Raw genomic sequence first — 26,189 nt, 5'->3', positions numbered from 1 at the left:
CCGCCGGACGCGCGGCGTTGTTTTGCTCAGGCCGGTCGAGGGAACCAAAGCGCGCACCAACACGCAAACGTTTGGGGCGCCGTGCGTTCAAATAAACGCACTACTGCATGTTTCCTTTGATCGAAGCCGATTAAAGGGCAAACATGCAGCACTTCAAAGTGTTACCGCGACCTTTGCGCGTCTGATAAGACGCGCGGCGCTGTGAGGTCGTTCTAGAACAGCCCCTCGATATAACCCTGCTCGTTCAGGAAGATCTTCTCCGACGACGGCACTTTGGGAAGGCCGGGCATGGTCATGATCTCGCCGGTGATGACCACGATAAAACCGGCACCAGCCGCAAGCCGCACCTCGCGGATCGGCACCGCATGGCCGCTCGGCGCGCCGCGCAGGTTCGGGTCGGTCGAGAAGGAATATTGCGTCTTGGCCATGCAGATCGGCAGGTGGCCATAGCCCTGGTTCTCCCAGGTGTGCAATTGATCGCGCACCGACTTGTCGGCGATCACTTCGCTCGCATGATAGATGTCCTTGGCGATTGTCTCGATCTTGTGGAAAAGCGGCATGTCATCCGGATAGAGCGGCGAGAACTGCGAATGGCCGCCCTCGGCAAGATCCGCTACCTTGCGCGCCAGTTCTTCGATTCCCGCCGACCCCTCGGCCCAATGCCGGCAGAGCACGGCGTCGGCACCGAGTGTCGCCACATAGTCCTTGATCGCCTGGATCTCGGCCTCGGTGTCGGAGGTGAAATGGTTGATCGCGACGATCGCGGGAACGCCGAATTTCTTCACGTTCTGCACATGCCGGCCAAGGTTGGCACAGCCTTTGCGCAGAGCCTCCAGGTTTTCCTTGCCGAGATCGTCCTTCTTCACGCCGCCATTCATCTTGATCGCCCGGACGGTGGCGACGATCACGGCGGCATCGGGCTTCAGCCCCGCCTTGCGGCACTTGATGTCGAAGAATTTTTCTGCACCGAGATCGGCGCCGAAGCCGGCTTCCGTCACCACATAGTCGGCGAGCTTCAGCGCCGTCGTCGTCGCGATCACCGAATTGCAGCCATGCGCGATATTGGCGAAGGGACCGCCATGCACGAAGGCCGGATTGTTTTCCAATGTCTGCACCAGGTTCGGCTGCATCGCGTCCTTGAGCAGCACCGCCATCGCGCCATCCGCCTTGATGTCGCGCGCAAACACCGGGCTCTTGTCGCGTCGGTTGCCGACGATGATATTGCCGAGGCGCTTCTCGAGATCCTTTAGATCGGTTGCCAGGCAGAGGATGGCCATGACCTCCGAGGCAACGGTGATGTCGAAACCGGTCTCGCGCGGATAACCATTCGCGACACCACCGAGCGGCCCGACAATGCTGCGCAGTGCCCGGTCGTTCATGTCCATCACGCGACGCCAGGCGATGCGGCGGATGTCGACGTTCTGCTCGTTGCCCCAGTAGATGTGATTGTCGAGCAGCGCCGCGAGCAGATTGTGCGCTGAAGTAATGGCGTGGAAATCGCCGGTGAAATGGAGGTTCATGTCCTCCATGGGCACCACCTGTGCGTAACCGCCGCCGGCGGCTCCGCCCTTGATGCCGAAGCAGGGGCCGAGCGACGCCTCGCGGATGCAGACGATCGCCTTCTTGCCGATGCGGTTGAGCCCGTCGCCGAGGCCGACTGTCGTCGTCGTCTTGCCTTCGCCGGCGGGCGTCGGATTGATCGCCGTCACCAGGATCAGGTGGCCGTTTTTCTTTTCGCGCTGCCGGGCGATGAAATCGGCACCGATCTTAGCCTTGTCGTGGCCGTAGGGCAGCAGATCTTCCGCTGGGATGCCGAGCGCCGCCCCGATCTCCAGGATCGGCTTTTTCTTCGCCGCACGCGCAATCTCGATATCGGACTTAACCTCGGTCATGACATGTCCCCTCCCCAGGGTCTCGTTTTCATCCACGCCTTTCAAGGCGCAGTTCGCGATGCCGGAGCGGGATGAGGAAACGTGTCTGCGGCTTTCAGCCCGCATCCCGCTTTAACTCAAGTAAGGTCTGCGGCAGCGCCCGGAAGTTCAGGCGCCACCTTGCCGTTCCGCCCTATCGCGCGAGGATATCGCGCATTTCGACGATGTTCGAGCGTACCCTCAGCGTATAGAAGCCCATCGTCGCCAGATGCGTCGGCATGATCCAGCCTGCTTCCTCGCCGTTGGAGATGATCCATGGCTGGATGCGCAAGGCGGCCCGCAGCTGCTTGATCGTTTCCGCCCAGATCGGCGTCAGGCCGCGCTGGGCAACGACGTTGTCGAAGTCGGCACCGGCGGCCGAGAGAATGCCGTAATAGCCGTAGAGCTGGCCATAGGCGAACCAGAAGCGGTCGTCGGCGCGCGTGTCGAACCAGCCGCCATTGTGGTTTTCCGAGCGCTCGCGCAGGATGGCCGACGTGTTGCCAAGGTCGTTGGCGACGCGGTCGAGAAACTCGACGAGGTTGTCGGAGCGGCCGTCGAAGATCGCGTCGCACTTGCTGAGCGAAATGTTGAAGGACCTGAGATCCCTCATCGCCGCCCGGTAGAAGCTCGGCGTCGGGGTTTTCGGGCCGAACGGGTTCAGGCCGAAGTACCAGGTTTCCTCATCGAACTGCATATTGCCGCGCGCGCTTTGCAGGGCGTTGTTGATGCCCGAGGTGCCGCGCACGCGACCGAGCGAATCGACCAGTTCCACCGACGTCCGGCGGATCGCCTGGTTGATGCCGCGCTGGAACGACGCCTTGTTGTCGAGCCAGGGCGTGTCGTCCCAGTCGAGCCCGAAGAAGCCGAGCTTGTAGAGCAGCATCGACGAGATCCAGGCGTTCTCGTTGACGTTGAAATCAATGAGATCGGCGGTGACGTCGACGATCGCCGAGGTCTGGCACACGGTGCCGGCCGGCAGCTGGACGGCGGCCAGTGCTTCCGGTGTCGATTCCATCGGCTGCGTCGCCACGCCCGCGAGGTTGTTGGCGGTGCCGCCAGTCGTCGACTGCCCCGTCGCAGCGGGACCGCTCATCGGCGAGCCGGCAGGGACCTTGCGCTCCGTCAGCTTGTAACGATCGACATAGTCTTCGTTAAAATTCGTCCAGGCCTGCGTCTGCCAGATGAAGTAGCCGTAGAACAGGATCAGGCCGAGCAGGATAAGGCCGATCGGTCCCTTGAGAAGCCAGCTGCGTTGCCGATACCAGTTGCCCGCCGCGACGAAGGGCCAGAGCAGCCAGGCAACGACGAGCCCGATGCCGCGGCCGATCGCGGTAAAGACACGCTGGAAAAACGCAACGATCGGATCGAACATGTCCTATTCCTCTCTGAGGCCGTAGAGCTTGTGGCGGAAAGCCGCCTTGTCTTTGAGATATGAACCCGTCAGCGTCGCCACAACATAGGCCTTGAAGCTTTCGCCATAGCGCTCATAGGCGTCGTAGAAGCCCTGCTTGTCGAAGACGAAGCGCGAGACGAAATCGCGGGGCACGAGCTGGGAAATCAGCCGGTTGACCAGCCACTGGTCGGGATGGGTGGGTGCTGCGCGCACCAGCATGAAGCGGTTCGCCGGCGCCACGTCCTGCATCTTGATCGTGCCGGTCGCACTAACCATGCGGATCATTTCCTGCAGGAACGGATAGGCCCCGTCCCTCGCGACTGCAGCCGCATTGCGGTGCATCCAGGTCTGCAGCCAGATCCGGTCGGCATTGGCGAGATCGGCCGTCGGGTCAATTTCGTCGATAAGCCCGCGCACGATCATGTCGGCTCGGTGCTGATAGAGCCCCGACTCCTCCACCCAGGACGCCTGCGGTAATTGCAGCCGCTTGGTCAAGGCGAGGAAGTTGTAGATCCGGGCATGATCGTTGATGGCGATATAGCTGACCTGCCAGGGCCGCGAGCGGCGGAAGCCGGGGACCGAAGGGGCGCAGATCACGGTCGTCGTCTTGTCGTCGAGAAAGACATAGACGCCGCCGAAATGATTGGCCCAGAAGGCTTCGTGGCGGAAGACGAGCTGGTCCGGCACCAGCGCATTCTGGCGGATATCGCCGGTGAGCTTGGCAAGCTCGACCATGCGGTTCAGCATTTCGTCGTCGGCCCAGGCCGTCGGCACTTTCTTCAGCCGGTCGACCAGTCCGCGCAGCTCGGCGGCCTTGCCGAGCATGTCCTCGGCCGATAGCACCCGGAAACGCACCTCGTTGATCGACAGCAGGTCGTCGATGTCGTCGACGACCGAAACCGAATCCTCGATCTCGCCGTAGAGCGCGTCCTTGATCGTGATGGCATTGATCGCGCGGCCGTTGGCGTTGAAGAATTCGTGCATCAGCGCCGCCGTATTGGAGAAGCTCGTATGCACGACCGGCAGCTCCGCCTGATCCGGCGTCATGATGATGAACCGGCGGTTGACTCGGTTCGGATCGAGATAATCACGGTCACCCAGTTCGTCAGCGATTTCGGGCGAAAACCCGGTCATGTCGATGCTAAACGCCGTCAACGCCGTCGGACGCAGACCGAAGCCTTCGAGTGCCTTGTTGTAGCGCGCGATCAGATGCGGCTCGGAAATATCGAGCAGCCGCCCATAGATCAGTTCGGCTTCGAGCAGGCGTTTCATCGGTCAGCTCTTCCCATCATCACCCCTGCCACCGGCCGTCGCGCTTCATCGCCTCGATCTCGCGGATCGCCTTTTCGCGCTGGCGCTCGCGTCGGATGATGTCGGTGACGGCGGCATCGTCGGACTTGTCGGTGTAGCGGAATTCGCTGTCGGCGTAGCGGTTGATCTCCTGCAGCACCATGTCGATGGTGATCGGGCCGCGTAGCGCCTCGATCATCGCTTTCTTCTCGTCATAGCCCTTGTGCATGAACGAGCCGGCATCCTTGAACCAGTCATCCGGCAGCTCGACATCCATGGCCCTGAGCTTGATCGCGTCGGTGATGTTCTTGATCGCCCGGCCGGTAAAGCGCGGCTCGGCCTCCTTGATCAAGTGCAGATAGGCGCCGACATCGGCGAGCGAGGCAAGCGCGCCCCGTTCCTTCTGGTAACGCTCCCAGACGGCGATGAGGCCATCCTCCTTCGGCCGCGCGTGCTCGGCATAGGATTGCGACACGGCCCGCTTGATCTCCTGACCCTCGAACAATTGGTGTTCGCCGAGCGGGATCTTGTGGTTCTTGCCGACGAGCAGCGCGAAGATGTCGATATAGTCATCTTCCGTCTGCGGCCCGTCGACCAGCCAGCGGGCGCCGGCGCGCTGGCGCAGCGCGTCGTCGACATTCTCAGGATAGTTGGAGAACATGCCGAAGGTGCAATTGCCGCGCACCACGGTCGAAGCACCCGCGAAGCTCTCCATCAGCACCGCCGTCACCTCGTGCTGGCCGGCGGACGCGCGATCGTCGGAGCGCTTCGCCGCCACCTGGTCGACATCGTCGATCGTGCCGAAGCCGATCGCGCGCGGGTTGATGACGTTGTTGACGAACTCCTTGCAGTTCTGGCCGGACTTGCCCTGATAGGAGGAGATCTGGTCGACGCCGAAATTTTCGTAATGGAAGGCGTAGCCGGCGATCTCGCAATATTCGTTGAGCATGCCGGCGAGCATCTGGATCAGGATCGTCTTGCCGGTGCCCGGCATGCCGTCGCCGATGAAGGTAAAGAGGAAGCCGCCAAGCTCGACGAACGGGTTCATCTGCCGGTCGAAGTCATAGGCCATCAGCATCTTGGCAAGCTTCAGCGCCTGGTACTTGGCGATGTGGTTGCCGATGATCTCCTCGGGCTTCTTGAAGGTCATCACCAACGGCTTGCGCTTCTGGCCGGGCGCAACGTCGAAGCCGTTCAGCGTGAAGTCGTCCTGGTCGAGCCGGATATGCACGGTCTCGAAGCTCTGCAGTCCGGTGAAACGCGCCTTGCGGGCGATCAGCCCCTCGACTGCCACGCGCGAAAAGGCGCGCGCCCGGGCGGTCAGCGCCAGATCGTCGGGCGCCCCGGCAAGTCCGCGGTCGAGCGCCGATATCAGGCTCTTCAATGCATCCTGCGGTGTGTCGAACAGAAAGTCGGGCTCGACCGCATCGTCGACCGGCTCGCCCTCACCTGAAAGCGTCGAGCCGAGATAGGCGGCAAGCGTGAAGGCGGCGACATAGGCGGACGCCGAGAGCAGCGCCTTGAACTGGTTGGCCTCGTCGCCTCCGAGCGGCGATGTGGCGTTTTTCGCCTGCAGTTGCTCGAGGTTTGTCTGGCGCGCAAAGACGGCGGCGACGGCGAGCGCCACCTGAATACCGCGGCGTGTGCGATAAAGCACGGCGTGCTGGGCCGGCGACAACATCGGATCGCCCTGGCGCACTGACTGAATGGTCTTGGTCAGCTCGACTTCGCGCGTGCGCCGCTGGCCACCGGTCGAAACCGTCGAGACGAAGCGGCGGCCGGTACCGGCAAGCGTCGTCCCGGCGGATGCATCCTCCCGCTCCAGGATAATCAGCTTGGTCACGAGACCCTGTGCCACCGCCTGATGCTTGGCGATGTCGTCCTCGTGCAGCGTCGTCAGCCCCGTATTGAGTGTCATCGTCAAACCTCGCTCACGACCTGGTTGCCGGAAATGACGTGGACCTTGTAGTCGCCGAACACCTGTTCAGCCTCGCCGGCGGCATAGAGCGCCTGATAGGCGTCATGCGGCACCAACGCGTGTTTCTCGTAGGAGGAGACCCCCATGCGTGCCGCTTCCAGATTGGCGGTATCGATGTGGAATTCCTCCTGCGCCGGCGTCGATGACCAGAAGCCGCGTTTGGCAGGCCTTTCGGCCTTGGAGAAGACCTCCTGCACGGTCCAGGTCAAAAGCCAGGCATTCTCGGTCTTTCGCACCTTGGAGAGGATGTCGTTGATGCGCGCATTGTTCTCGGTGATCCCGGCAGAATAGAACGGGCCGAGCACGATGCGGCGCAGCTGCTTCGGATGGAGCTCGTCAAAATCCTTGTCGAGATTGGTCGCGATCGTCACCGGGGTCAGCGAATAGCTGCTGTTCTTGGAGGCGAAATCGTCGAAGCGGCTGGCGAGCTCCGGATTGAGCAAGCCACCAACTGGCAACGGGATCTCGACCTGCGGATTGAGCTTGCCGTCCTCGGTCACCAGCATCTCGACAATCTTCTCGGAGGAATCCTCGATCGTCGCCATGTAGACCATCGGCAGGGTATTGGCGCCGTCGAAGGCGCCCCAGCTCACGATGTAATAGGGGCGCATCGTCTTGGAATTGACGGCGACGCGAATGGTTTCCGGCAGGATGAAGGGCGAGAAGATCTCACCCTTGCCGATCTGCTCCAGATAGAGCCGCTCGGCCACGCGCGCCTGCAGCGCCTCGGGAAAGGCCTTCTGCCTCAGGATGAAATCGACCATCTCGTCGCGCAGCGCATCGGCCGAAGGGATGTCGGCGAGACGCTTGGCCGCCGTCTGGCGATCGTTCTCCAGTTCCAGCACGTTCTGGAACACCGGAAAGCCGCTTTCGGCGCGGGAGATCCGGAACTGATCGACAAAGCCGATCCGGTTCTCCCAGCAGTCGATCGAGGCTTTCAGCCGGCCGAGATAGGGAACGATCACTTCGCCGACGACGGTGTTGCGATAGAGCGGCGAGTTGCGGTCGCCGAGGAAGAGTTCGAGCCCCGCGAGTGCGGCGTGGATCGACGCGAAATATTGTGCGACAGCGGATGAAGCCGCGACTTTCATGCAAATCCCCGTGGCGCGTGCCAGACGGCAAACTCGGTTCCGATCATTCGCCTGCCGATCACTGCTTCACGTAGTTAGCCGTGTTGTGCTTGTCCATGACAGCCTGGAAGCGACGGGCAAAGGCGTCGTCCGCCAGCTTCTTGCGGCGCTGGATATCCTGCGTCGAAAGCATGTTCTTTTCATGCATTTCGAGGAGATCGCCGATATGGCGCTGCGCGGCGGCACCGATGCCGGCCATCGTTTCCTCGGCGGCTGTGTCGACCTGGCTGCCGAGCGTGTTGATCTTGTGGGCGACGTCCTGCTGGGCAGCCGTCTTCAAGGAATCTTCCAGCGCCTTGTAGAGCACGATGCGCTGCTCGGTATCGATCGTCAGCTTGTTGATCAGGGTGTTCTGCGCGGCGATCTGGTTGTTGAGCGAATCGACGAAGGTCTGGAACATCGAGGTGTAGCGCTCAAGCGTCTGGCTTTCGGCGAGCAGCTCCTGCTCCTTCGCCTGCTTCTCGTTGTATTCGGTCGCAAGCGCCGAGCGCTCGCCCTCGAGCTCGGTGCGCACCTTCTGTTCGGTCGAGGCGGCGATGCGGTTTTCGATGTCGAGCAGCAGCGGGTTCAGTTCCTCGATGCGCTTCTGCACCTCTTCGAGGTTCGCCATCGTACCCTTGCGGCGCTCGATCACCTGGATCAGGCTCTGCTCCGAGGTCTTGTAGCGCTGGTCGAGGATCGACTTCTGCTCCTTGAGGATGCCGACGATCATATCGGACTTCGAAAGCAGCTCCTGCAGGTTGCCGGCAAGCGACATGTTGCGCACGCGGTCGGTGCGCATGCGCTGCATCTTCTGCTTGGAGAAGATACCGATGAACTTCTCATAGCCGGTATAGTTCTTCATGCTCTCGAACTCGGAGCCGAAGACATTGGTCGCATCCTCGAGGCCGATGATCAGGTCGGCGATGTTGGCTTCCATCACCTTCTGCTGGTTGATCACGTCCTGGATGCGGGCGTTCTCGATGTCGAAGTTGACGTCGCCGAGCTTGGTCTCGGCCTTGGCGAATTGCTCCAGCACCACACCGGATTGCTCGAGCTTGCCGCGCATCTGTTCGACGACGCCTTTCGTCTTCTCGATCTCCGCGTCAAAGTTCTGAAGAGTCGCCATGTTCTGCCCCTCGATCCATCGTGGCGCGATCCGCCAGCCCAGCCGAATTATTCAGCCTTCGATTGCAGTTATATAAAGGGTGTTTATGGAAAGAGAACAAGCCTGCCGCAGCGGCTTTTTTCGATCAAACGCTGCGGCGAAGTGCTTGAGAAATCGAAGGCATTGCCTATTTGGCGGCCGGTGGCGCCTTGAGATAGGCGATCACGTCAGCAATGTCCTGCGGCTTCTTGAGACCGGGAAAAGTCATCTTGGTAGCGCCGACCATCGCCTTGGGGCTCAAGAGATATTCGCTCAGCGTCGCCTCATCCCAGACGTGCCCCGCAGCGCCGAAAGCCTTCATCGCCTCAGAATAGTTGTAATCCGAGACCGACGCGGCCGGCCTGCCGACGACGCCCATCAGGCTCGGGCCGACGCGATTGACCGGCTCGGTCGCCGTGTGACAGGCCGCGCACTTGCGGAACACCGCGGCCCCCGCCGTCGCGTCGCCGCCGGCATGGGCAGCCGGAGCTGCGACACCAAGACAGAGGAAGAGACTGGGAAGCAGGCGCCGCATCGAAAACCTCTTGCTGACAGGACCCGACGAGAATGGCACCGCGACCAAGGCGGCCGCAAGCGGCCAGTCGGTCGCACTCATTCGCAACGCATCAGGTCGTCCCAATGGCGCCGGCAATAGGAGACGTATTTCTCGTTGCCGCCGACATCGACCTGGGCACCCTCGCGCACCACCTTGCCCGTACCATCGAGACGCACGACCATCGTCGCCTTGCGGCCGCAATGGCAGATGGTGCGCACCTCGCGCAACTCGTCGGCGATCGCCAGCAGCGCCATCGAGCCCGGAAACAACTTGCCCTGAAAATCCGTACGCAGGCCGTAGGCCATGACCGGAATGCCGATCCGGTCGGCGACCCGTGCGAGCTGCCAGACCTGCGCCTCGTTGAGGAACTGCGCCTCGTCGACGAAGACGCAGGCGATCTCGCCGGCACCGTCGGAATGAAGCGTTTCGATCAGCGTATAGATGTCGTCATCGCCATGGAACGGAATGGCGTCGGAGGCAAGACCGATGCGCGAGGAGATGCGGCCTACCCCTGCCCGGTCGTCATGCGCAGCGATCAGCATCACCACGCGCATGCCGCGCTCCTGGTAGTTGTAGGAGGCCTGCAACAGCATCGTGCTCTTGCCCGCGTTCATCGTCGCATAGCTGAAATAGAGTTTGGCCATCTTCACCGCGTCCGGTTTCCGTCTCCCGGGTAATGACGAGCCTTGTCCCGGAAGGCCAGAGCGTGTTTGCGGCACCCACAGTTTTTCGCCGGACTAGACCATTTCGTGGACAATGCGACATTCAGCGTCGCATCGTGCACCCCGTCAGCATATTGACGCAATACACTTCCTTCGACATCAAAGCGCTTGAATTCGCTATCCAATGGTGTTTGGCTAAAACAATAATAGAGGCAGGGGAACGACAACGATGAAAAAACGACTCTCTCTCAAACTGATGCTGGCAGGCGCCGTTTCGGTCGTCGCCCTCACCGCTGGGCAGGCTGCAGCTGCCGAGCCGGAAAGCTGTGGTACCGTCCGTTTCTCCGACGTCGGATGGACGGACATCACTGCAACCACCGCGACCGTTTCCACCGTTCTCAAGGGCCTCGGCTACGAGACGGACATCAAGGTTCTCTCCGTTCCGGTCACCTACACATCGATCAAGAACAAGGACATCGACGTCTTCCTCGGCAACTGGATGCCGACCCAGGAAAACGACGTTCGCCCCTATCTCGACGACAAGTCGGTCGAATCCTTCGGTCCGAACCTGGTCGGCGCCAAGTACACGCTGGCGACCAACGCCAAAGGCGCTGAGCTCGGCATCAAGGACTTCAAGGATATCGCCGCCAAGAAGGACGCGCTTGAAGGCAAGATCTACGGCATCGAGCCCGGCAATGACGGCAACCGCCTGATCATCGACATGGTCGACAAGGACACCTTCGGCCTCAAGGGCTTCGAGGTGGTCGAATCCTCCGAACAGGGCATGCTGGCGCAGGTGTCGCGTGCCGAAAAGGATGGCGCGCCGATCGTCTTCCTCGGATGGGAACCGCATCCGATGAACGCCAACTTCAAGCTGACCTATCTTTCGGGCGGCGACGACATCTTCGGCGCCAACTTTGGCGGCGCGGAAGTCTTCACCAACGTGCGCGCCGGCTACACCACCGAGTGCCCGAACGTCGGCAAGCTGCTCACCAACCTCAAGTTCTCGCTCCAGATGGAAAACGAGATCATGGGCAAGATCCTGAACGACGGGCAGGAGCCGGACAAGGCTGCCGAGGAATGGCTGAAGGCCAATCCGACGGTCGTCGATCCGTGGCTTGCCGGTGTGACCGCCAAGGACGGCGGCGATGGCCTGGCCGCGGTCAAGGCCGCTCTCGGCCTCTGATCGGCATCAAGGCGGGGAAAACCCCGCCTTTTTTCACCGCGTCATGCGCTCCTTTTTGACCTGACGAGACGGATTACCTTCGTGGAATATCTGACCGATAACCGCATCCCCATCGGCGGCTGGGCCAAGGCGTTCGTCGACTGGCTGACGACGAACTTCGAACTGTTCTTCGACCAGCTTGCTGGCTTCCTCTCCGGCGTTGTCGCCGTGCTGCTCTGGGTTCTCCAGACCCCTCACCCGCTGATCGTCGTCGCCGTGATCACGGCGGCTGCCTGGTGGTTCCGCCGCTCGCTCGGCGTCACGCTGTTCACCGGCCTCGGCCTGCTGCTGATCATCAACCAGGGCTACTGGAAGGAAACGACGGAAACGCTGGCTCTGGTGCTCGCCGCCAGTTTCGTCAGCATGGCCGTCGGAGTGCCGCTCGGCATTGCCGCCGCCCGTCGCGCCTGGATCTATGCCATCATGCGGCCGATCCTCGACCTGATGCAGACGATCCCGACCTTCGTGTATCTGATCCCTGCGCTGATCCTCTTCGGTCTCGGCATGGTTCCCGGCCTTATCGCGACGGTGATCTTCGCGATCCCTGCGCCGATCCGCCTGACCCGCCTCGGCATCATCTCGACGCCGCCGTCGCTGGTCGAGGCCGCCCAGGCCTTCGGCGCCACGCCCGGCCAGGTGCTGCGCAAGGTGGAGCTGCCCTTTGCCATGCCTCAGATCATGGCCGGCCTGACCCAGACGATCATGCTGTCGCTGTCGATGGTGGTCATCGCCGCCCTCGTTGGCGCCAACGGCCTTGGCGTTCCGGTCTTGCGAGCCCTGAACTCTGTCAATGTCGCCAAGGGCTTTGAAGCCGGCCTCTGCATCGTCATCCTGGCGATCATTCTCGACCGCCTTTTCCGCTCGTCCGACGAAGGAGAAGGCGCATGACCACCGCCGTCGTATTCAAGAATGTCGATATCATCTTCGGCAATAACCCGCAGATCGCGCTGCAGATGGTCGACCAGGGCAAGACCCGCGACGAGATCGGTGCCGAAACCGGCCTCGTGCTCGGCGTTGCCGGCGCCTCGCTCGAAATCACCGAGGGCGAGATCCTGGTGCTGATGGGGCTTTCGGGCTCCGGCAAGTCGACCCTGCTTCGCGCCGTCAACGGCCTTGCGCCGGTGGTGCGCGGCGACGTCGAGGTGAAGACCTCGAACGGGCCGCTCAATCCCTACCGGACCAATGCGAAATCGCTGCGCGACTTCCGCATGCACACGGTCTCGATGGTGTTTCAGCAGTTCGCTCTCTTGCCTTGGCGGACTGTCGCCGACAATGTCGGCTTCGGCCTCGAGCTTGCCGGCATGCCGGACGCCGAGCGCAAGGCACGCGTCGGCGAACAGCTCGACCTCGTCAACCTGACGAAATGGGCGGGGCGCAAGGTCAATGAGCTCTCCGGCGGCATGCAGCAACGCGTCGGCCTCGCCCGAGCCTTTGCCACCGGCGCGCCGATCCTGTTGATGGACGAGCCGTTCTCGGCGCTCGACCCGCTGATCCGCACCCGACTGCAGGATGAGCTGCTCGAGTTCCAGCGGCGGCTGAAGAAGACCATCATCTTCGTCAGCCACGATCTCGACGAGGCGTTCCGCATCGGCAACCGGATCGCCATCATGGAAGGCGGACGCATCATCCAGTGCGGCACACCGCAGGATATCGTCAAGAATCCGGCCAACCAGTATGTCGCCGATTTCGTTCAGCACATGAACCCGATCACCATGCTGACGGCAAAGGACGTGATGCAGACCGGCGTCCAGCGCGGCGCAACCGTTGCCGGCGTGACCGCCACTGCCAAGCCGACGACACCGCTCGTCGACATTCTCGACGCCATGTCCCGCCAGCCGGGCAGCATCGGGGTTGTCGACAACGGCTCCGTCGTCGGCACCATCGATGCCCAGGATATCGTTCAGGGATTGACGCGCCATCGCAACAAAAGTTGACGAGACCGCTCAACAAGCCAATAAAAGCCCGGAGCGTCGTTCCGGGCTTTTTTCGTTCCGGAGCGATGTTAGCATGGCAGAAAAGGTTGAGACATGAGCGACAAGCCGAGCGTATTGCGCGACACCGATAACGAAGCCCGGATCCTCGCCCGCACGCTGCTGCGCGGCGCGCGCAGCGGCTCGCTCGCGGCGATCGAGCCTGACAGTGGCGGCTTTCCCTTCGTCAGCCGCGTCCTCGTCGGCATGGATGTCGACGGCGTGCCTGTTATCCTGATCTCGAAGCTGTCCACTCACACCCAGGCGCTGCTCGCCGATATCAGGGCCTCTTTGCTGACCGGCGAGCCCGGCAAGGGCGATCCGCTCGCCCATCCCCGCGTCACGGTGCAATGCACCGCCGAACAGGTCGCTCGCGACAGTGAAACCCACGTGCGCATCCGCGAGCGATTCGTTCGCCGTCACCCCAAGTCGAAACTCTACGTCGATTTCCCCGATTTCGGCTTCTTCCGGCTGAAGCCCTTGCGCGCCAGCCTCAACGGCGGTTTCGGTCGCGCCTATGTCTTGACCGCGGAAGATCTGCTGATCGACACGCCCGCCATCGCCTCGCTCGCCGCCACGGAAGCCAGCGCGATCGAGCACATGAACACGGATCATTCGGACGCCGTGCAGCACTATGCGGTCAAGCTTTGCAATGCGCCGGAAGGCAATTGGAAGATCGTCGGGATCGACGCCGCCGGCCTCGATCTTGCAGATGGCGATCGGCTGAAACGCCTTGAATTCCCGGCACCTATCGAAGACAGTTCCAATTTACGGGCAATTTTGCGTGAACTTTACGGTTAATCGCGGGATAGCTACCCCCATTTCTTGCAGTGGGTGGTTGCCCTTTCATGCATCACGACTAATTATCATCCTTCGTCAACCATAACTACGCGTGATGTACTTTTCGCATGGAGCACGCAATGCAGCCACTTTCGCCTGAAAAACACGATGAAGCCGAGGTAGCAGCCGGTTTCCTCTCGGCCATGGCAAACCCTAAGCGCCTTCTCATCCTCGATTCCCTCGTCAAGGAAGAGATGGCAGTCGGCGCATTGGCCAACAAGGTTGGGCTGAGCCAGTCGGCTCTCTCCCAGCATCTTTCGAAGCTCCGTGCCCAGAATCTCGTCAGCACCCGCCGCGATGCGCAGACGATCTATTATTCGAGCTCATCCGACGCAGTGATGCGGATTCTAGGCACGCTCAACCAAATCTACGGCGACGAACCGATCGTCACCGCAGAAAAGACTCCGGTCCGCAAGTCGGCCTGATATTCGGTTCGCTCTGCGAACACGTCGAACAGCCCCACACGAGAAATCGCGCGGGGCTTATTCTTTTCAGCAGGGCGCCACCACATCCGGCTTCTCCACGGACGTTTACCGAGCCTTGAGACTTCGGCGGCACCATGGGCCGCAGCAGGGTCGGCCGGAGCAACGGACACAAGGGAATGCGTGACAAGGTCCGTTGGGGTATTGCCGGAACCGGCACAATCGCAAACAGTTTTGCATCGGATTTCCGCTTCGCGGGTAACGCGACGCTTGTCGCGGTCTCATCCCGCAGCGCTTCGAACGCCGCGGCTTTCGCCACACGCTTCGGCGGAATCCGCAGCTCTCACGATATCGGCGCGCTCGCCGCCGCCCCCGACATCGACGCGGTCTACATCGCCTCACCCAATGCGCTCCATCGCGACCATGCCGCCCTCTTCCTCGCGGCCGGCAAGGCGGTGCTGGTCGAGAAGCCACTGACGACATCGGTCGCCGACGCGCGCGCCCTTGAAGACGCAGCCGCCATCAGCGGCACCTTCGCGATGGAAGCGCTGTGGACCTGCTTCCTGCCGGCAATCGCCGAGGTTCGCGCACGCCTGCGTGCAGAGAGACTCGGAACCATCCGACATGTCCGGGCGGAACTTGCCTATGAGAAGCCGTTCGACCCAAACAACCGGTTCTTCGATCCGGCGCTGGGCGGCGGTTCGCTGCTTGATCTCGGCATCTATCCGATTGCGCTATGCCTGAACCTCTTCGGTCAGCCGAAGTCCATTGGCGGCACCTGGAGAAGCGCGCCCACCGGCGTCGATGTCTCGGCAGTCGCCAAGCTGGCCTATGACGGCTTTGATGCTGACCTCAGGTGCGGTTTCGATCGAAACGGCGACAACCGCTTCGTCATCGACGGCGACCGCGGCACGCTTGTCATCGACGCGCCATTCCTGAAGGCAAGCCGCCTGTTCGTCGCCACCAGCGCCCCGGCACGCAAGCTGCTGACATCGACGGGGCAAACCCTTTTCAAGATCGCCCGGTGGATCCCCCTGCCCGGTCTCAAACGCTTCGACCATGCGTTTCCCGGCAACGGCCTGCAATTCGAGATCGAGGCCGCCAGCGCGGCCATCCTGGACGGCCGGCGCGAGCATGCGCTGATGCCGCTTTCACGCAGCATCGAAGCTCTGGAAATTATCGAGGCGATCCGCGCCAAGGCACCCGTGGCCTGAACGCCTGCCCTTACGCGGGCAGCGCCTTCGGAAAACGCCTAGAGATCGAGCGGACGATAGTCCCGCCAGCCGCTGTTGAGCGCGAGCACGACCTCGGTCAGATGCCGCGCCGTCGCACCGGAGAAGAATGGCGTTTCGCCGCGGTTGATCGCATCGGCCTGAACGGCAATCCCCCGCACGAAATCGATCTGCGACGGAAAGGCCGGAAGCGCCGGTGCTGACGATGTCTTGGGGTAGCGCACCCTCATACCGGGGTAGAGCCGGATGGGCAGCTTGCGCCCCATCTTCCATTCCAGCCAGTCGAAACCGCGGTGTATCAACGATCGCTTGGCGCCGAACGCTTCGACATGAACGGGCGAGCGATTGTCCCAGAGATCGCGAACGACGATCGTTCCCTTGTCGCCGATAACAGTCAGCGACCGGTCGCGCGGCGCTGCCAGGCCGCAGGTGACGCGCGCCGTCACGCCTGAGCGAAACGTGAGACACCCCACCGAGAAATCAGGACCGAGCGTCAGCGTCTCGGTTCCCGGGCCTTTGTCCGGAAAGGTCAGGGCCGAAATGGCGCTGACCTCGGCGACCGGCCCGAAGAGCGAGACGAGCCAGCTTGCGGCATAGCCCGCGTGCTCGAGCGTGCAGCCAACCTCGAACTCGTGCACGCCCGGCCAGCGGGCGCCGGAGCGGCTGCGCCAGGCGCGCCAGTTCGCCTTGAAGACCGGCCCATCCTCCATCTCGGCATAGACCAGACGTGGCGTGCCGATGGTCCCGACCGCAAGCAGGCTCGCACAGAGCGCCTGCGCATCACTCAGGCCATTGGCCGGCGCGCCGGCAAGCACCAGAGCACGCTCGCGGGCAAGCGCGACCAGTTCGCTCGCCTCCTCCACGCTCATCGCCAGCGGCTTCTCGCAATAGACGTGCTTGCCGGCGGTGAGAGCGGCGCGGTTGACCGCGTAATGGCTTTCCGGCGTCGTCAGATTGACGACGATCGAGACGGTAGGATCGGCGAGCACCGCATCCAGCGAGGCATAGGGCGAAACCTTCCAGTAGCGCGCAAAGGCGTCGAGACGCTCCGCGTCGCGATCCCAGACGCCGGCGAGCCGGAGCTGCGGATGGTTGGCAAGCGTCGTCATGTAATAGTCGGCGACGAAGCCGGTTCCGACAAAGGCTATTCCGGTCACGCTTTCAGTCTCCTAGCGCAATTCCAGGAAAGGTGTGAAACGGCTTTCCGTCCAGAATTGCGTAATTTCAAACAGTTAGAATATTTCACTGTTTCAAGGAAACAGTGAAATATTCTAGCGCGCATCGGCAAGGAACGAGGCGACATAGACGAGCGGCGCATTCCAGTTGATGGCGATTTCATTGGATCCATAGGCTTCGATGTCGTCGGCATAACACGTCTGCGGCGCACATCCCTTCAGGTGTTGCCGTGCGACGTCGTCAACGAAGGTGGAATTCGGACCGCCGGCGAGAGAGCCAACCGGCGGGTTCGGCAGTTGCGGGTCCCGCTGGTGCGCATACCAGCGACTGTGCTGGTTCTTGGGCGCGCGGGTGCCATAGCCGGTGACATAGGACAGCGCCATGGCATTGCGACCGAGAATGTAATCCATGCCCTCGCGTGCACCATCGAGAAAGCTCCTCTCGCCGGAGAGGTCGAAAGCGGCCGACAACACGATGATGTTCTGCAGCATCAGCTGGTTCGATCCCCAGTCGTAGCGTCCGCCCTCGGGTCGGTAGACGAGCCCGAAGGGCTCTGTTTGCTGCACCGACAGGAAATGCCGCGCTGCCGAAAGCACCGAGTTTCGGATTGCGTCGCGCTCGTCGTCCGGCAAGCCCGTACCATAAAGGGCCAGTTGCAGCTGCGCGAAGCCTGCGACGTTGCGCCAATCGAAGGCGCCGCCGGGGGACAGCGTATCCGCCGCCCAAAGCGGCGACGGCCTCAGCACGTTGAGATAGGCCTCATCACCGGTCGTCAGATAGAGCTCGGTCGCCGCCCAGAAGAGCTCGTCCGAAATGTTGTCGTCGTCGTAGTCGCCACCACCGCCAAGTCCGTCCGACTTCGGTGCAAGGAGTGCGGAATTGGCATTGGCGGCCACCCAGGCCTTGCGCGCAGCCGCGAGCAGACGTGCCGAGAACGTCGGATTCTGATCGGCAAAAAGCCGGGCGCCCTGCGCCGCGACGGCTGCGACATCGAGCGTTGCGGCAGTCGACGGACGGTAAAGCGCCCGCGGCTGCGGGTCGTCGCTCGGCAGCATCGGCGGCGCGGTCCAGGTGGTGTCGTGAACCTTGTGGTGCACCATGCCGGCGAGCGGCTCGCCATCCGGAACCATCATGCGCAACAGGAATTCGAGCTCCCACCGCGCCTCGTCGAGAATGTCGGGTATGCCGTTGCCGTTTTCGGGAATGCGCGAGAGACCGTCGCGCGTCACCGGCGAAGCCGCGAAATAGACACGCCCGCGCTCGTAGGCGGCAAGCAGTTGCGCTGCGGACAGGGCGCCGGTCACCGCGTATTTGCCGTGGTCGCCAGCGTCGTACCAGCCGCCGGAAACGTCCAGCCGATAGGAACAGGACCAGCCGCCGTAAAGCACCTCGGCCTGCTTGCTGTCGAGGCACGGGACCGCCCGATCGCCCTGGTTCGGCGCCACGCCGACATGGCCTGCGGACCGGGCGTAGGCCCTGCCGGCGATCGCTGCCTTGATCTCGATGCCGCTACGCTGCGGATAGAACCAGGAAAGCGCATCGACGCGAAGGCGATCGTAAAGATTGTCGCCGATGGAGAAGCGGTCACTCGCCCAATCGCCGGACACGAGACGATAGCCATCGCCAGCCGTTGCGAAGGAAGAGAAATCCGCGACCTGCGTTTCGACGCCCGCCGTCGGATCGAAACCGCTTGCTTGCGTCTTGCCTTTGCCGACGACCTTGTCCTTGGCGTCGAGCAACTGGAAATCGATGGGGCGCTTCACATCGGCAATGAAGGTCGCGCGCTTCGGACCGCCGGTGAAGTAACCGAGCTGGTTGACGCGAATGGCAGGCCCCTCGGTCGCGCGCTTCGCCGCCTGTGACACGGCACCTGTCGCGACCAGCGATACATCATCAAGACAGATGCGGCCGGCCTCCGCACCCCCGAGCGGCAGCACCAGTTGCGCCTCATCCGGTTCGGTTGCTTCGAACTCCACGGAGAACGGGCTGCCGCCCGGCGACCCCACCGTCGTAAACTCGGCAACGGCGGTCCAGGGATCTGCGGCCCGCTGCACCCTGACAGCGATCGCCCGCGCCGGCTTGGCGGCAATCCTCGCCGACAGGCGATAAATGCGCCCGGGCACCAGCGTCAAACCATTGACGCCGACGATCTGGCTCCAGACGTCTCCCCCGCCCTGGGTCTCCACGCAGAGCCGCCCGTTTTCCCGCTCGAGGGTCAGCCCGTCGCTCGCCCAGAACGTGTCCTGCCCCTTTTCAAAGCGACCGTCGGCGATCAGTTCGGCAGCGACTGCCGGACCTGGCAGGAAGAGCGCTGCAATTGCCGCGTGTACTATCCCGAACCTCGACACGTCGCAGCTCCCGGTTGGTCAGGCCGGGCCGCGGGGCGCGCATACCCATTCACAGGCGGCCATGGACCCGGCAAGGCATGGCAACGCAGCGTTGCCGCAAACAAGTTAAGCTAGAGAAAATTTCCAGTCAGAAGACAAAAATTCGCCACCCCAAAGGCTCTCTGTGCGGGGCTCCCGAGGCTTGACGCGTCCCGGGGCGCTGATAGTTTGACCAAAGGGTAAAAAATGCGGGCGGCAAGCGCCTGACGAAGAACAGACCGAGGAGAACTGCGATGTCGAACCGTCTCAACACCCCGAACGATCTGCGTGCCTTCTGGATGCCGTTCACCGCGAACCGGCAGTTCAAGAAGGAACCGCGCCTGTTCGTCGGCGCCAAGGACATGTACTACACGACCCATGACGGTCGTACGGTGCTGGACGGAACGGCGGGTCTATGGTGCGTCAACGCCGGCCATTGTCGCCCGAAGATCACCGAGGCGATCCGCGAGCAGGCGGGCGAGCTCGACTACGCCCCGGCCTTCCAGCTCGGCCACCCCAAGGCCTTCGAGCTTGCAAACCGCCTGGTCGATATCGCGCCCGAGGGCATGAACCACGTTCTCTACACCAACTCCGGTTCGGAATCGGTCGACACGGCGCTGAAGGTCGCGCTCGCCTACCACCGCGCCAAGGGCGACGGTTCGCGCTTCCGCCTGATCGGCCGCGAACGCGGCTATCATGGCGTCAACTTCGGCGGCGTTTCGGTCGGCGGCATCGTCTCCAACCGCAAGATGTTCGGCACGCTTCTGACCGGCGTCGACCACATGCCGCACACGCATCTGCCGGCCCAGAACGCCTTTACCCGCGGCGAACCGGAACATGGCGGCGATCTCGCGACCGAGCTCGAACGCATCGTCACGCTGCATGACGCCTCGACCATCGCCGCCGTCATCGTCGAGCCGGTGGCTGGTTCCACCGGCGTGCTGATCCCGCCGAAGGGCTACCTGCAGAAACTGCGCGATATCTGCACCAAGCACGGCATCCTGTTGATCTTCGATGAAGTCATTACCGGTTTCGGCCGTCTCGGCACACCGTTTGCCGCGCAGTATTTCGACGTCAAGCCCGACATCATCACAACGGCCAAGGGCCTCACCAACGGCGTCATACCGATGGGCGCGGTCTTCGTCACCTCCGAGATCCATGATGCCTTCATGAATGGCCCGGAGCACATGATCGAGTTCTTCCATGGCTACACCTATTCCGGCAACCCGGTCGCCTCGGCCGCCGCGCTTGGCACGCTCGACACCTACAAGGAAGAAGGCCTGCTCACCCGCGCCGCCGAGCTCGCCCCCTACTGGGAAGAGGGCCTGCACTCTCTGAAGGACTGCCCGAATGTCATCGACATCCGCAATCTCGGCCTGATCGGTGCGATCGAACTGCAGCCGATCGCCGGCGAACCGACCAAGCGCGCCTTCTCGGCTTTCCTCAAGGCCTATGAGAGCGGCCTCTTGATCCGCACCACCGGCGACATCATCGCATTGTCGCCGCCGCTGATCATCACCAAGGCGCAGATCGACGAATTGTTCGGCAAGCTGCGCGCCGTTCTCAACAGCAACATCTGAGCAGGCTAACCGCCAACGATCTTGACCCTTTCCCCGGCGACGGGGGAAGGGTTACTCTTATCTGCCACATCGAACCCGAGTGCGATCAAACTGACCACACCGGGCGCACAAAGAAAACTGGAGTTGCCTCATGTCCGAAGCGCTGGAACGCTATATCGATCAGGGCGTCGGACGCGAACCGGCCGACATCGTCTTGAAGGGCGGGCGCTTCTTCGACCTCGTCACCGGCGAACTCGTCGCCTCCGACATCGCGATATCAGGTGACCGCATCGTCGGCACCTTCGGCAACTACGAGGGACGCGAGGAAATCGACATTTCCGGCCGCATCGTCGTGCCCGGCTTCATCGACACGCACTTGCACATCGAATCCTCGCTCGTCACCCCGCATGAATTCGACCGCTGCGTCCTGCCGCTCGGCATCACCACAGTCGTCTGCGACCCGCACGAGATCGCCAACGTGCTCGGCACCGAAGGCATCCAGTACTTTCTGGATTCGGCACAAGAGACGATCATGGACATCCGGGTCCAGCTCTCGTCCTGCGTGCCGGCGACGCATCTGGAGACGTCGGGCGCCGATCTGCCGATCGAAAGGCTCCTGCCCTTCCGCCACCATCCGAAGGTCATCGGCCTTGCCGAGTTCATGAATTTCCCGGGCGTCGTGCACAAGGACCCGGTCTGCCTCGCCAAGCTCGACGCCTTTCAGGGTGCCCATATCGACGGCCATGCGCCGCTACTGTCCGGCAAGGATTTGAACGGCTATCTCGCCGCCGGTATCCACACCGACCATGAATGCACCAGCGCCGACGAAGCCATGGAGAAGATCCGCAAGGGCATGCACATCCTGGTACGCGAAGGCTCGGTATCCAAGGACCTCCATGCACTGATGCCCATCATCACCGAGCGCTTGTCGCCGCATCTGGCGCTCTGCACCGACGACCGCAACCCGCTCGATATCGCCGAACAGGGCCATCTCGACCACATGATCCGCACCGCGATCGCCGCCGGCGTCGAGCCGTTGGCGATCTACCGCGCCGCCTCGATCTCGGCCGCCCGTGCTTTCGGGCTGCGCGATCGCGGGCTGGTCGCTCCCGGCTGGCGCGCCGATCTCGTGGTCGTCGACAGCCTGGAGAACTGCAAGGCCGAGACGGTATTTTCCGGCGGCCGCCGTGTGACCGATGCGCTGTTTGCCACCCGAAACCCGGTTGAGCCCGTCGGCCTCGACAGCGTCAAGGCCGGCCATGTCCATGCCAGTGCCTTCGGCATCCCGGTCACCGATGGCGACACGTCGGTCATCGGCGTGCTGCCCGGCAAGATCATCACCGAGCACCGCCGCTATCGTCTGCCGGCCGTCGGCAACCAGACCGGCGTCGACCTCGGCCGCGATATCATCAAGGTGGCAGTAATCGAGCGCCACGGCGTCAACGGCAACCACGCCAACGGCTTCGTCCAGGGGTTTGGGCTGAAGAAGGGCGCGATCGCCTCGACCGTCGGCCATGACAGCCACAACATCTGCGTCGTCGGTGTCAGCGAAGAGGACATGGCGATCGCCGCCAATCGGCTCGGCGAAATCAAGGGTGGCTTCGTGGTCGTCGAAGACGGCAAGGTGACCGGTGAGATCGCGCTTCCGGTCGCGGGTCTGATGAGCCTGGAACCTTACGAGTCCGTGCGCGATACGCTGCACCACCTCAGACACGCCGCCTTCGCGCTCGGCGCCACGCTGGAAGAGCCGTTCCTCCAGCTCGCCTTCCTGCCGCTGCCGGTGATCCCGCATCTGAAGATCTCCGACCGCGGGCTGGTCGATGTCGACAAGTTCATGCTGATCGGGTGAGTTCCATCCCTGCCCGCGGGAGCCTCAATTGTCTGCCACGGCCGGCGACAGTTCCTTGCGGAAATAGACGACGCGCTCCGTCTCCTCGAAACCAAGCGCCATGTGCAGGCTCTGGCTCCTGAGATTGTCGGTCGCCGTGTCGGACGCGAGTTCCTGGCACCCTTGCGATATAGCCCAGCGTTCCACCGCCGTGATCAGCGCACGCGCCACGCCGCGACGACGATATCCGGGCAACACATAAATCCCTTCGAGAAAGGCCACGGGCGAGGTTTCGCAGCCGTTGACATAGTCCCTGCGGATCGACGCCTCGGCAAAACCAGCGGCAACACCAGCCTCGTCCTCGCAGAGGAACGACGCATAGCGATCAGTCTCGGCAAGAGAGGATTCGATTTCCGCGCGATGCTCCGCTTCCGGCGTATCCGGCCAAAGCGCCAGACGCATCTCGACCCAGCGGCCGATGGTTTCGCCATCCATCAACAATACGCGCATCAAAGCTTCCCGCAGAAGGCCGACAATCCGTCAACCTGGATGCTACCTGCTTCGAGGCGCGCCGGATATCCGGGCAAATCCAGGGGGTGCACCGCAACGGGCGGCAGAAACGCCTGCGGCTCGCGGGTGAGGTTGAACACAAACAGCAGGCGCTCGCCATCCTTTTCGCGAACGAAGGCCAGGAGGTCGCTGTTGCTGTCGAGGAAACGCATCGCGCCATCGTGCAGAACCGGTAGCGATTTGCGGAAAGCGAGCGCCGCCCGGTAGTGGTCGAGGGTCGTATCCACGCCCGCGGCCAGGGCATCCACGGCCAGGCGGCGGTGTTCAGCCGGCACCGGCAGCCAAGGCTTGCCGCCGGTAAAGCCGGCATTGGCCGCCGCCTCTTCCCAGACCATCGGCGTCCGGCAACCGTCCCGCCCCTTGAACGAAGGCCAGAACCGGATGCCATAGGGATCGCGCAGGTCCTCGAAGGCAAGCTCGGCTTCCGGCAGTCCCAGCTCTTCGCCCTGGTAGAGGCAGATCGAACCGCGCAGGCTGGAAAGCAGCGTGATCGCCAGCCGCGCCACCCTCTCCCGCTCTGCTTCGTTCCTAGCGAAGCGGCTGACATGACGCGTCACGTCGTGGTTGGAGAAGGCCCAGCAGACCCAGCCGTCGGTGACGGCCTTCTGAAAATTCTCGACGCAGCGGCGGATATGGGCCGCGGTGAAGTCCGGACCGAGGAGGTCGAAGGTGTAGCACATGTTGAGCTTGTCGCCGCCGCCGGTGTAGGCAGCCACCGTCTTCAGCGAGCGGGCGCCGTCACCGACTTCGCCCACCGTCATACGGCCCTCATAGCGGTCGAGCAACGCCCGGAAGCGCTGGAGGAAAGCGACATTCTCCGGCTGGCTCTTGTCGTAGAGATGGTCCTGCATGCCATAGGGATTGACGTCGGGCGCATCGTTGCTGGTGGCGTCCGGATCGGGCACGAGCGGCGGGTTGTCGCGCAGATACCGGTCGTGAAAATAGAAGTTCACCGTATCGAGGCGGAACCCGTCGACGCCGCGATCGAGCCAGAAGCGGGCGGTATCGAGCACGGCGTCCTGTACCGCCGGATTGTGGAAGTTGAGGTCCGGCTGCGAGCCGAGGAAATTGTGCATGTAGTACTGCTTCCGCACCCCGTCCCATTCCCAGGCGGGGCCGCCGAAGATCGACAGCCAGTTGTTGGGCGCAGTGCCATCCGGCTTCGGATCCGCCCAGGCATACCAGTCGGCTTTCCCGTTCGTCCGGCTCGAGCGGCTCTCGGCGAACCAGGGGTGCCGGTCGGACGTGTGCGAGATCACCTGATCGATGATCACCTTGAGGCCGAGACGATGGGCCTCGCCAAGCATATCGTCGAAATCGGCGAGCGTTCCGAACATCGGGTCGACGTCGCAATAGTCCGATACGTCATAGCCCATGTCGGCCTGCGGCGAGGTGAAGAACGGCGACAGCCAGATCGCGTCGACGCCGAGAGAGGCGATATGCGGCAGCCGCCGGGTAACGCCCTTGAGATCGCCGATGCCGTCGCCGTCGGTGTCCTGGAAGGAACGCGGATAGACCTGGTAGATCACCGCGCCGCGCCACCAATCGTCATTCGATGCCTGCCGAGACGTCATGAAATGCCCCTTGAAGACCGATGCTCCACGCCAGAGCGGGATGATGAGGAGCCAAGGTGTATCGCCGCCCGGCGCGGGAGTAAACGCCGTTCCTTCCTCTCGGTCCGCCGCGAGCCCTTCACCAGAAACAATCTCTTGCCGAGATCGGCGGAGCCCCTTATCCCGTCTCAGGCGAAATGTTGTGAGGAGGAAAGTCGTTGGCCGGGAAGATGCTTGCGATCGGGGAGTGCATGGTCGAGCTCATGCAGGCGGAAGGCGGGCTGCTGCGCAAAGGTTATGCCGGCGACACCTTCAACGCCGCCTATTATGCTCGCCTCTTCATGCCTGATGACTGGACCGTCGGCTATTGCTCCGCCGTCGGCACCGACACGGTCTCCGACGAAATGCTGACCTTCATGGCGGAAAAAGCGATCGACACTTCGGCCGTGCGCCGGATCGAGAACCGCTCGGCCGGGCTCTACATGATCCATTTGAAGGACGGCGAGCGCAGCTTCTCCTACTGGCGCTCGCACTCGGCAGCCAAGCTGCTCGCCGACGATGCCGATCATCTCAGGCGCGCGATCGAGGGCTCCGACCTGATCCTCTATTCCGGTATCACGCTGGCGATCCTTGCCCCAGACGCGGTCGAGACGCTGCTGTCGGAACTGCGCCGTGCGAAAGCAGCCGGCAGCCAAGTGGTCTTCGACCCGAACATCCGCCCGCGCCTTTGGGACGATGCCGAGCGCATGCGCCGGACGCTGACCGATGGCGCCCGCGCCGCAAGCCTCGTGATGCCGAGCTTCGACGACGAAGTCACCCATTTCGGCGACGCCTCGATCGAGGCGACGATTGCGCGCTACAAAAGCCTCGGCGCCGCCAATGTCGTCGTGAAAGATGGCGAAAAGGGCGTGACGCTCGCCTTCGGCGATGCGCCGGCTGAACATGTGCCGGCCACACCGGTCGACCGCGTCGTCGATACGACCAGCGCCGGCGACAGTTTCAATGGCGCCTTCGTCGCCCGCCTTGTCGCCGGTGATCAACCGGCTAAGGCGGCAGCCTTTGCGGCAAGTGTCGCCGCCGGCGTCATCGGTCATCATGGCGCACTGGTCGCCAGGGAGAGGCTACCTGCGGCGTAGGTGGCAGAAGAAAGGGCCAACGGCGCTTCTCAGGCTGCTGATTAAGATATTTCTGATAGTTGTAAGCTTGCCGGAAAAACCTTTGCGCCAGCCAAAATCTCCGTCATTCCTGTGCTTGTCACAGGAATCTAGCCAGCCCAAGTCCTTGGGCTGAAGGATCTCTGAACCGACGGACGTCGGGTCGCTGGATCCCCGCCACGGGGGCGAGGATGAGGGGAGATTGGGGTCGCGCTATCGCCAGAAAACCATCTTCAAGGTTTGTAG

At 62.6% G+C, this 26,189-nt stretch carries 21 protein-coding genes; 9 read left to right on the top strand and 12 right to left on the bottom strand.

From position 1 onward, the window contains the following. Positions 1 to 212: 212 nt before the first annotated feature. The 8 genes from V7S54_RS09910 to V7S54_RS09875 all read right to left on the bottom strand — a co-directional run bounded on the left by V7S54_RS09910 (position 213) and on the right by V7S54_RS09875 (position 10,030). On the bottom strand, positions 213 to 1,892 hold the full coding sequence (locus tag V7S54_RS09910) for a formate--tetrahydrofolate ligase (protein WP_336408381.1): 1,680 nt from the start codon (positions 1,890 to 1,892) through the stop codon (positions 213 to 215). Between the two features lie 172 nt (positions 1,893 to 2,064). Continuing rightward, positions 2,065 to 3,285 carry a DUF2333 family protein gene (locus V7S54_RS09905; RefSeq protein WP_065374268.1) on the bottom strand — a complete coding sequence of 407 codons (1,221 nt, stop codon included), beginning with the start codon at positions 3,283 to 3,285 and terminating at the stop codon, positions 2,065 to 2,067. Positions 3,286 to 3,288: 3 nt separating this feature from the next. Beyond that, on the bottom strand, positions 3,289 to 4,578 hold the full coding sequence (locus V7S54_RS09900) for a DUF6638 family protein (protein ID WP_336408382.1): 1,290 nt from the start codon (positions 4,576 to 4,578) through the stop codon (positions 3,289 to 3,291). Between the two features lie 19 nt (positions 4,579 to 4,597). Continuing rightward, the gene (locus V7S54_RS09895) at positions 4,598 to 6,514 is read right to left on the bottom strand and encodes an AAA family ATPase (RefSeq protein ID WP_065374270.1); all 1,917 of its coding nucleotides are present in this window, start codon (positions 6,512 to 6,514) and stop codon (positions 4,598 to 4,600) included. Between the two features lie 2 nt (positions 6,515 to 6,516). Next, positions 6,517 to 7,665 (bottom strand): hypothetical protein, encoded by a 1,149-nt coding sequence (locus V7S54_RS09890; RefSeq protein ID WP_065374271.1) that lies wholly within the window; start codon positions 7,663 to 7,665, stop codon positions 6,517 to 6,519. Positions 7,666 to 7,723: 58 nt separating this feature from the next. After that, positions 7,724 to 8,812, bottom strand: a complete 1,089-nt coding sequence (locus V7S54_RS09885; protein WP_065374272.1) for a hypothetical protein — start codon at positions 8,810 to 8,812, stop codon at positions 7,724 to 7,726. Between the two features lie 166 nt (positions 8,813 to 8,978). Beyond that, on the bottom strand, positions 8,979 to 9,365 hold the full coding sequence (locus tag V7S54_RS09880; protein ID WP_065374449.1) for a c-type cytochrome: 387 nt from the start codon (positions 9,363 to 9,365) through the stop codon (positions 8,979 to 8,981). A 77-nt stretch (positions 9,366 to 9,442) separates the two neighbouring features. Continuing rightward, on the bottom strand, positions 9,443 to 10,030 hold the full coding sequence (locus V7S54_RS09875) for a thymidine kinase (protein ID WP_065374273.1): 588 nt from the start codon (positions 10,028 to 10,030) through the stop codon (positions 9,443 to 9,445). Between the two features lie 247 nt (positions 10,031 to 10,277). On the opposite strand from V7S54_RS09875, the gene V7S54_RS09870 reads away from it, so the two are divergent. The 6 genes from V7S54_RS09870 to V7S54_RS09845 all read left to right on the top strand — a co-directional run bounded on the left by V7S54_RS09870 (position 10,278) and on the right by V7S54_RS09845 (position 15,719). Further along, positions 10,278 to 11,234, top strand: coding sequence for a choline ABC transporter substrate-binding protein (locus V7S54_RS09870; protein WP_065374274.1), 957 nt, complete (start codon positions 10,278 to 10,280; stop codon positions 11,232 to 11,234). A gap of 81 nt (positions 11,235 to 11,315) precedes the next feature. After that, positions 11,316 to 12,161 (top strand): choline ABC transporter permease subunit, encoded by an 846-nt coding sequence (gene choW / locus V7S54_RS09865; RefSeq protein WP_065374275.1) that lies wholly within the window; start codon positions 11,316 to 11,318, stop codon positions 12,159 to 12,161. Further along, positions 12,158 to 13,207 (top strand): choline ABC transporter ATP-binding protein, encoded by a 1,050-nt coding sequence (choV, locus tag V7S54_RS09860; RefSeq protein ID WP_065374276.1) that lies wholly within the window; start codon positions 12,158 to 12,160, stop codon positions 13,205 to 13,207. The genes choW and choV overlap by 4 nt, the downstream gene beginning before the upstream one ends. A gap of 93 nt (positions 13,208 to 13,300) precedes the next feature. Beyond that, positions 13,301 to 14,044: a HugZ family pyridoxamine 5'-phosphate oxidase gene (locus tag V7S54_RS09855; protein WP_065374277.1), complete on the top strand. Its 744-nt coding sequence runs from the start codon at positions 13,301 to 13,303 to the stop codon at positions 14,042 to 14,044. Positions 14,045 to 14,163: 119 nt separating this feature from the next. Then, positions 14,164 to 14,508, top strand: coding sequence for an ArsR/SmtB family transcription factor (locus tag V7S54_RS09850; RefSeq protein ID WP_057253023.1), 345 nt, complete (start codon positions 14,164 to 14,166; stop codon positions 14,506 to 14,508). A gap of 176 nt (positions 14,509 to 14,684) precedes the next feature. Beyond that, positions 14,685 to 15,719 carry a Gfo/Idh/MocA family protein gene (locus V7S54_RS09845; protein ID WP_176707560.1) on the top strand — a complete coding sequence of 345 codons (1,035 nt, stop codon included), beginning with the start codon at positions 14,685 to 14,687 and terminating at the stop codon, positions 15,717 to 15,719. Positions 15,720 to 15,757: 38 nt separating this feature from the next. Here the strand turns inward: V7S54_RS09845 and V7S54_RS09840 are convergent, their stop codons facing one another. Both V7S54_RS09840 and V7S54_RS09835 read right to left on the bottom strand, forming a co-directional pair. Further along, the gene (locus V7S54_RS09840) at positions 15,758 to 16,846 is read right to left on the bottom strand and encodes a Gfo/Idh/MocA family protein (protein ID WP_065374450.1); all 1,089 of its coding nucleotides are present in this window, start codon (positions 16,844 to 16,846) and stop codon (positions 15,758 to 15,760) included. 162 nt (positions 16,847 to 17,008) lie between these two features. Continuing rightward, entirely contained in the window at positions 17,009 to 19,261 is a 2,253-nt protein-coding gene (locus V7S54_RS09835) for a glycoside hydrolase family 9 protein (protein ID WP_065374279.1), read from the bottom strand. A 272-nt stretch (positions 19,262 to 19,533) separates the two neighbouring features. Between V7S54_RS09835 and V7S54_RS09830 the strand changes: the two genes are divergently transcribed. After that, a complete protein-coding gene (locus V7S54_RS09830) occupies positions 19,534 to 20,859 on the top strand; it encodes an aspartate aminotransferase family protein (RefSeq protein WP_065374280.1) in 1,326 nt (441 codons plus the stop codon). A gap of 130 nt (positions 20,860 to 20,989) precedes the next feature. Next, positions 20,990 to 22,687 (top strand): adenine deaminase, encoded by a 1,698-nt coding sequence (gene ade, locus V7S54_RS09825; protein WP_065374281.1) that lies wholly within the window; start codon positions 20,990 to 20,992, stop codon positions 22,685 to 22,687. A 24-nt stretch (positions 22,688 to 22,711) separates the two neighbouring features. Here the strand turns inward: ade and aac(6') are convergent, their stop codons facing one another. Continuing rightward, positions 22,712 to 23,176 (bottom strand): aminoglycoside 6'-N-acetyltransferase, encoded by a 465-nt coding sequence (aac(6'), locus tag V7S54_RS09820; RefSeq protein ID WP_065374282.1) that lies wholly within the window; start codon positions 23,174 to 23,176, stop codon positions 22,712 to 22,714. Beyond that, positions 23,176 to 24,810 (bottom strand): beta-galactosidase BglA, encoded by a 1,635-nt coding sequence (gene bglA / locus V7S54_RS09815; RefSeq protein ID WP_065374283.1) that lies wholly within the window; start codon positions 24,808 to 24,810, stop codon positions 23,176 to 23,178. Before bglA ends, aac(6') begins: the two co-directional genes overlap by 1 nt. 197 nt (positions 24,811 to 25,007) lie before the next feature. On the opposite strand from bglA, the gene V7S54_RS09810 reads away from it, so the two are divergent. Next, complete coding sequence (locus V7S54_RS09810) at positions 25,008 to 25,925, top strand: sugar kinase (protein ID WP_065374284.1); 918 nt, start codon at positions 25,008 to 25,010, stop codon at positions 25,923 to 25,925. Positions 25,926 to 26,189 lie beyond the last annotated feature (264 nt).

Origin of the sequence: Ensifer sp. CCNWLY38 (genome assembly GCF_037120565.1) — a bacterium.
In the GTDB taxonomy this organism is placed as follows: domain Bacteria; phylum Pseudomonadota; class Alphaproteobacteria; order Rhizobiales; family Rhizobiaceae; genus Ensifer; species Ensifer adhaerens_H.
The sequence above is the reverse complement of the archived record's forward strand: the minus strand, read 5'-3'. Positions and strand labels throughout refer to the sequence as shown.

Excerpts from the sequence above, each read along its gene's own strand:
- V7S54_RS09855 (WP_065374277.1), top strand. The coding sequence starts at position 13,301 with ATGAGCGACAAGCCGAGCGTATTGCGCGACACCGATAACGAAGCCCGG.
- choV (WP_065374276.1), top strand. The coding sequence starts at position 12,158 with ATGACCACCGCCGTCGTATTCAAGAATGTCGATATCATCTTCGGCAAT.
- V7S54_RS09910 (WP_336408381.1), bottom strand. The coding sequence starts at position 1,892 with ATGACCGAGGTTAAGTCCGATATCGAGATTGCGCGTGCGGCGAAGAAA.
- V7S54_RS09905 (WP_065374268.1), bottom strand. The coding sequence starts at position 3,285 with ATGTTCGATCCGATCGTTGCGTTTTTCCAGCGTGTCTTTACCGCGATC.
- V7S54_RS09880 (WP_065374449.1), bottom strand. The coding sequence starts at position 9,365 with ATGCGGCGCCTGCTTCCCAGTCTCTTCCTCTGTCTTGGTGTCGCAGCT.
- V7S54_RS09895 (WP_065374270.1), bottom strand. The coding sequence starts at position 6,514 with ATGACACTCAATACGGGGCTGACGACGCTGCACGAGGACGACATCGCC.
- V7S54_RS09900 (WP_336408382.1), bottom strand. The coding sequence starts at position 4,578 with ATGAAACGCCTGCTCGAAGCCGAACTGATCTATGGGCGGCTGCTCGAT.
- bglA (WP_065374283.1), bottom strand. The coding sequence starts at position 24,810 with ATGACGTCTCGGCAGGCATCGAATGACGATTGGTGGCGCGGCGCGGTG.
- V7S54_RS09850 (WP_057253023.1), top strand. The coding sequence starts at position 14,164 with ATGCAGCCACTTTCGCCTGAAAAACACGATGAAGCCGAGGTAGCAGCC.
- ade (WP_065374281.1), top strand. The coding sequence starts at position 20,990 with ATGTCCGAAGCGCTGGAACGCTATATCGATCAGGGCGTCGGACGCGAA.
- V7S54_RS09845 (WP_176707560.1), top strand. The coding sequence starts at position 14,685 with ATGCGTGACAAGGTCCGTTGGGGTATTGCCGGAACCGGCACAATCGCA.
- V7S54_RS09890 (WP_065374271.1), bottom strand. The coding sequence starts at position 7,665 with ATGAAAGTCGCGGCTTCATCCGCTGTCGCACAATATTTCGCGTCGATC.
- V7S54_RS09870 (WP_065374274.1), top strand. The coding sequence starts at position 10,278 with ATGAAAAAACGACTCTCTCTCAAACTGATGCTGGCAGGCGCCGTTTCG.
- V7S54_RS09830 (WP_065374280.1), top strand. The coding sequence starts at position 19,534 with ATGTCGAACCGTCTCAACACCCCGAACGATCTGCGTGCCTTCTGGATG.
- V7S54_RS09885 (WP_065374272.1), bottom strand. The coding sequence starts at position 8,812 with ATGGCGACTCTTCAGAACTTTGACGCGGAGATCGAGAAGACGAAAGGC.
- V7S54_RS09840 (WP_065374450.1), bottom strand. The coding sequence starts at position 16,846 with ATGACGACGCTTGCCAACCATCCGCAGCTCCGGCTCGCCGGCGTCTGG.
- V7S54_RS09875 (WP_065374273.1), bottom strand. The coding sequence starts at position 10,030 with ATGGCCAAACTCTATTTCAGCTATGCGACGATGAACGCGGGCAAGAGC.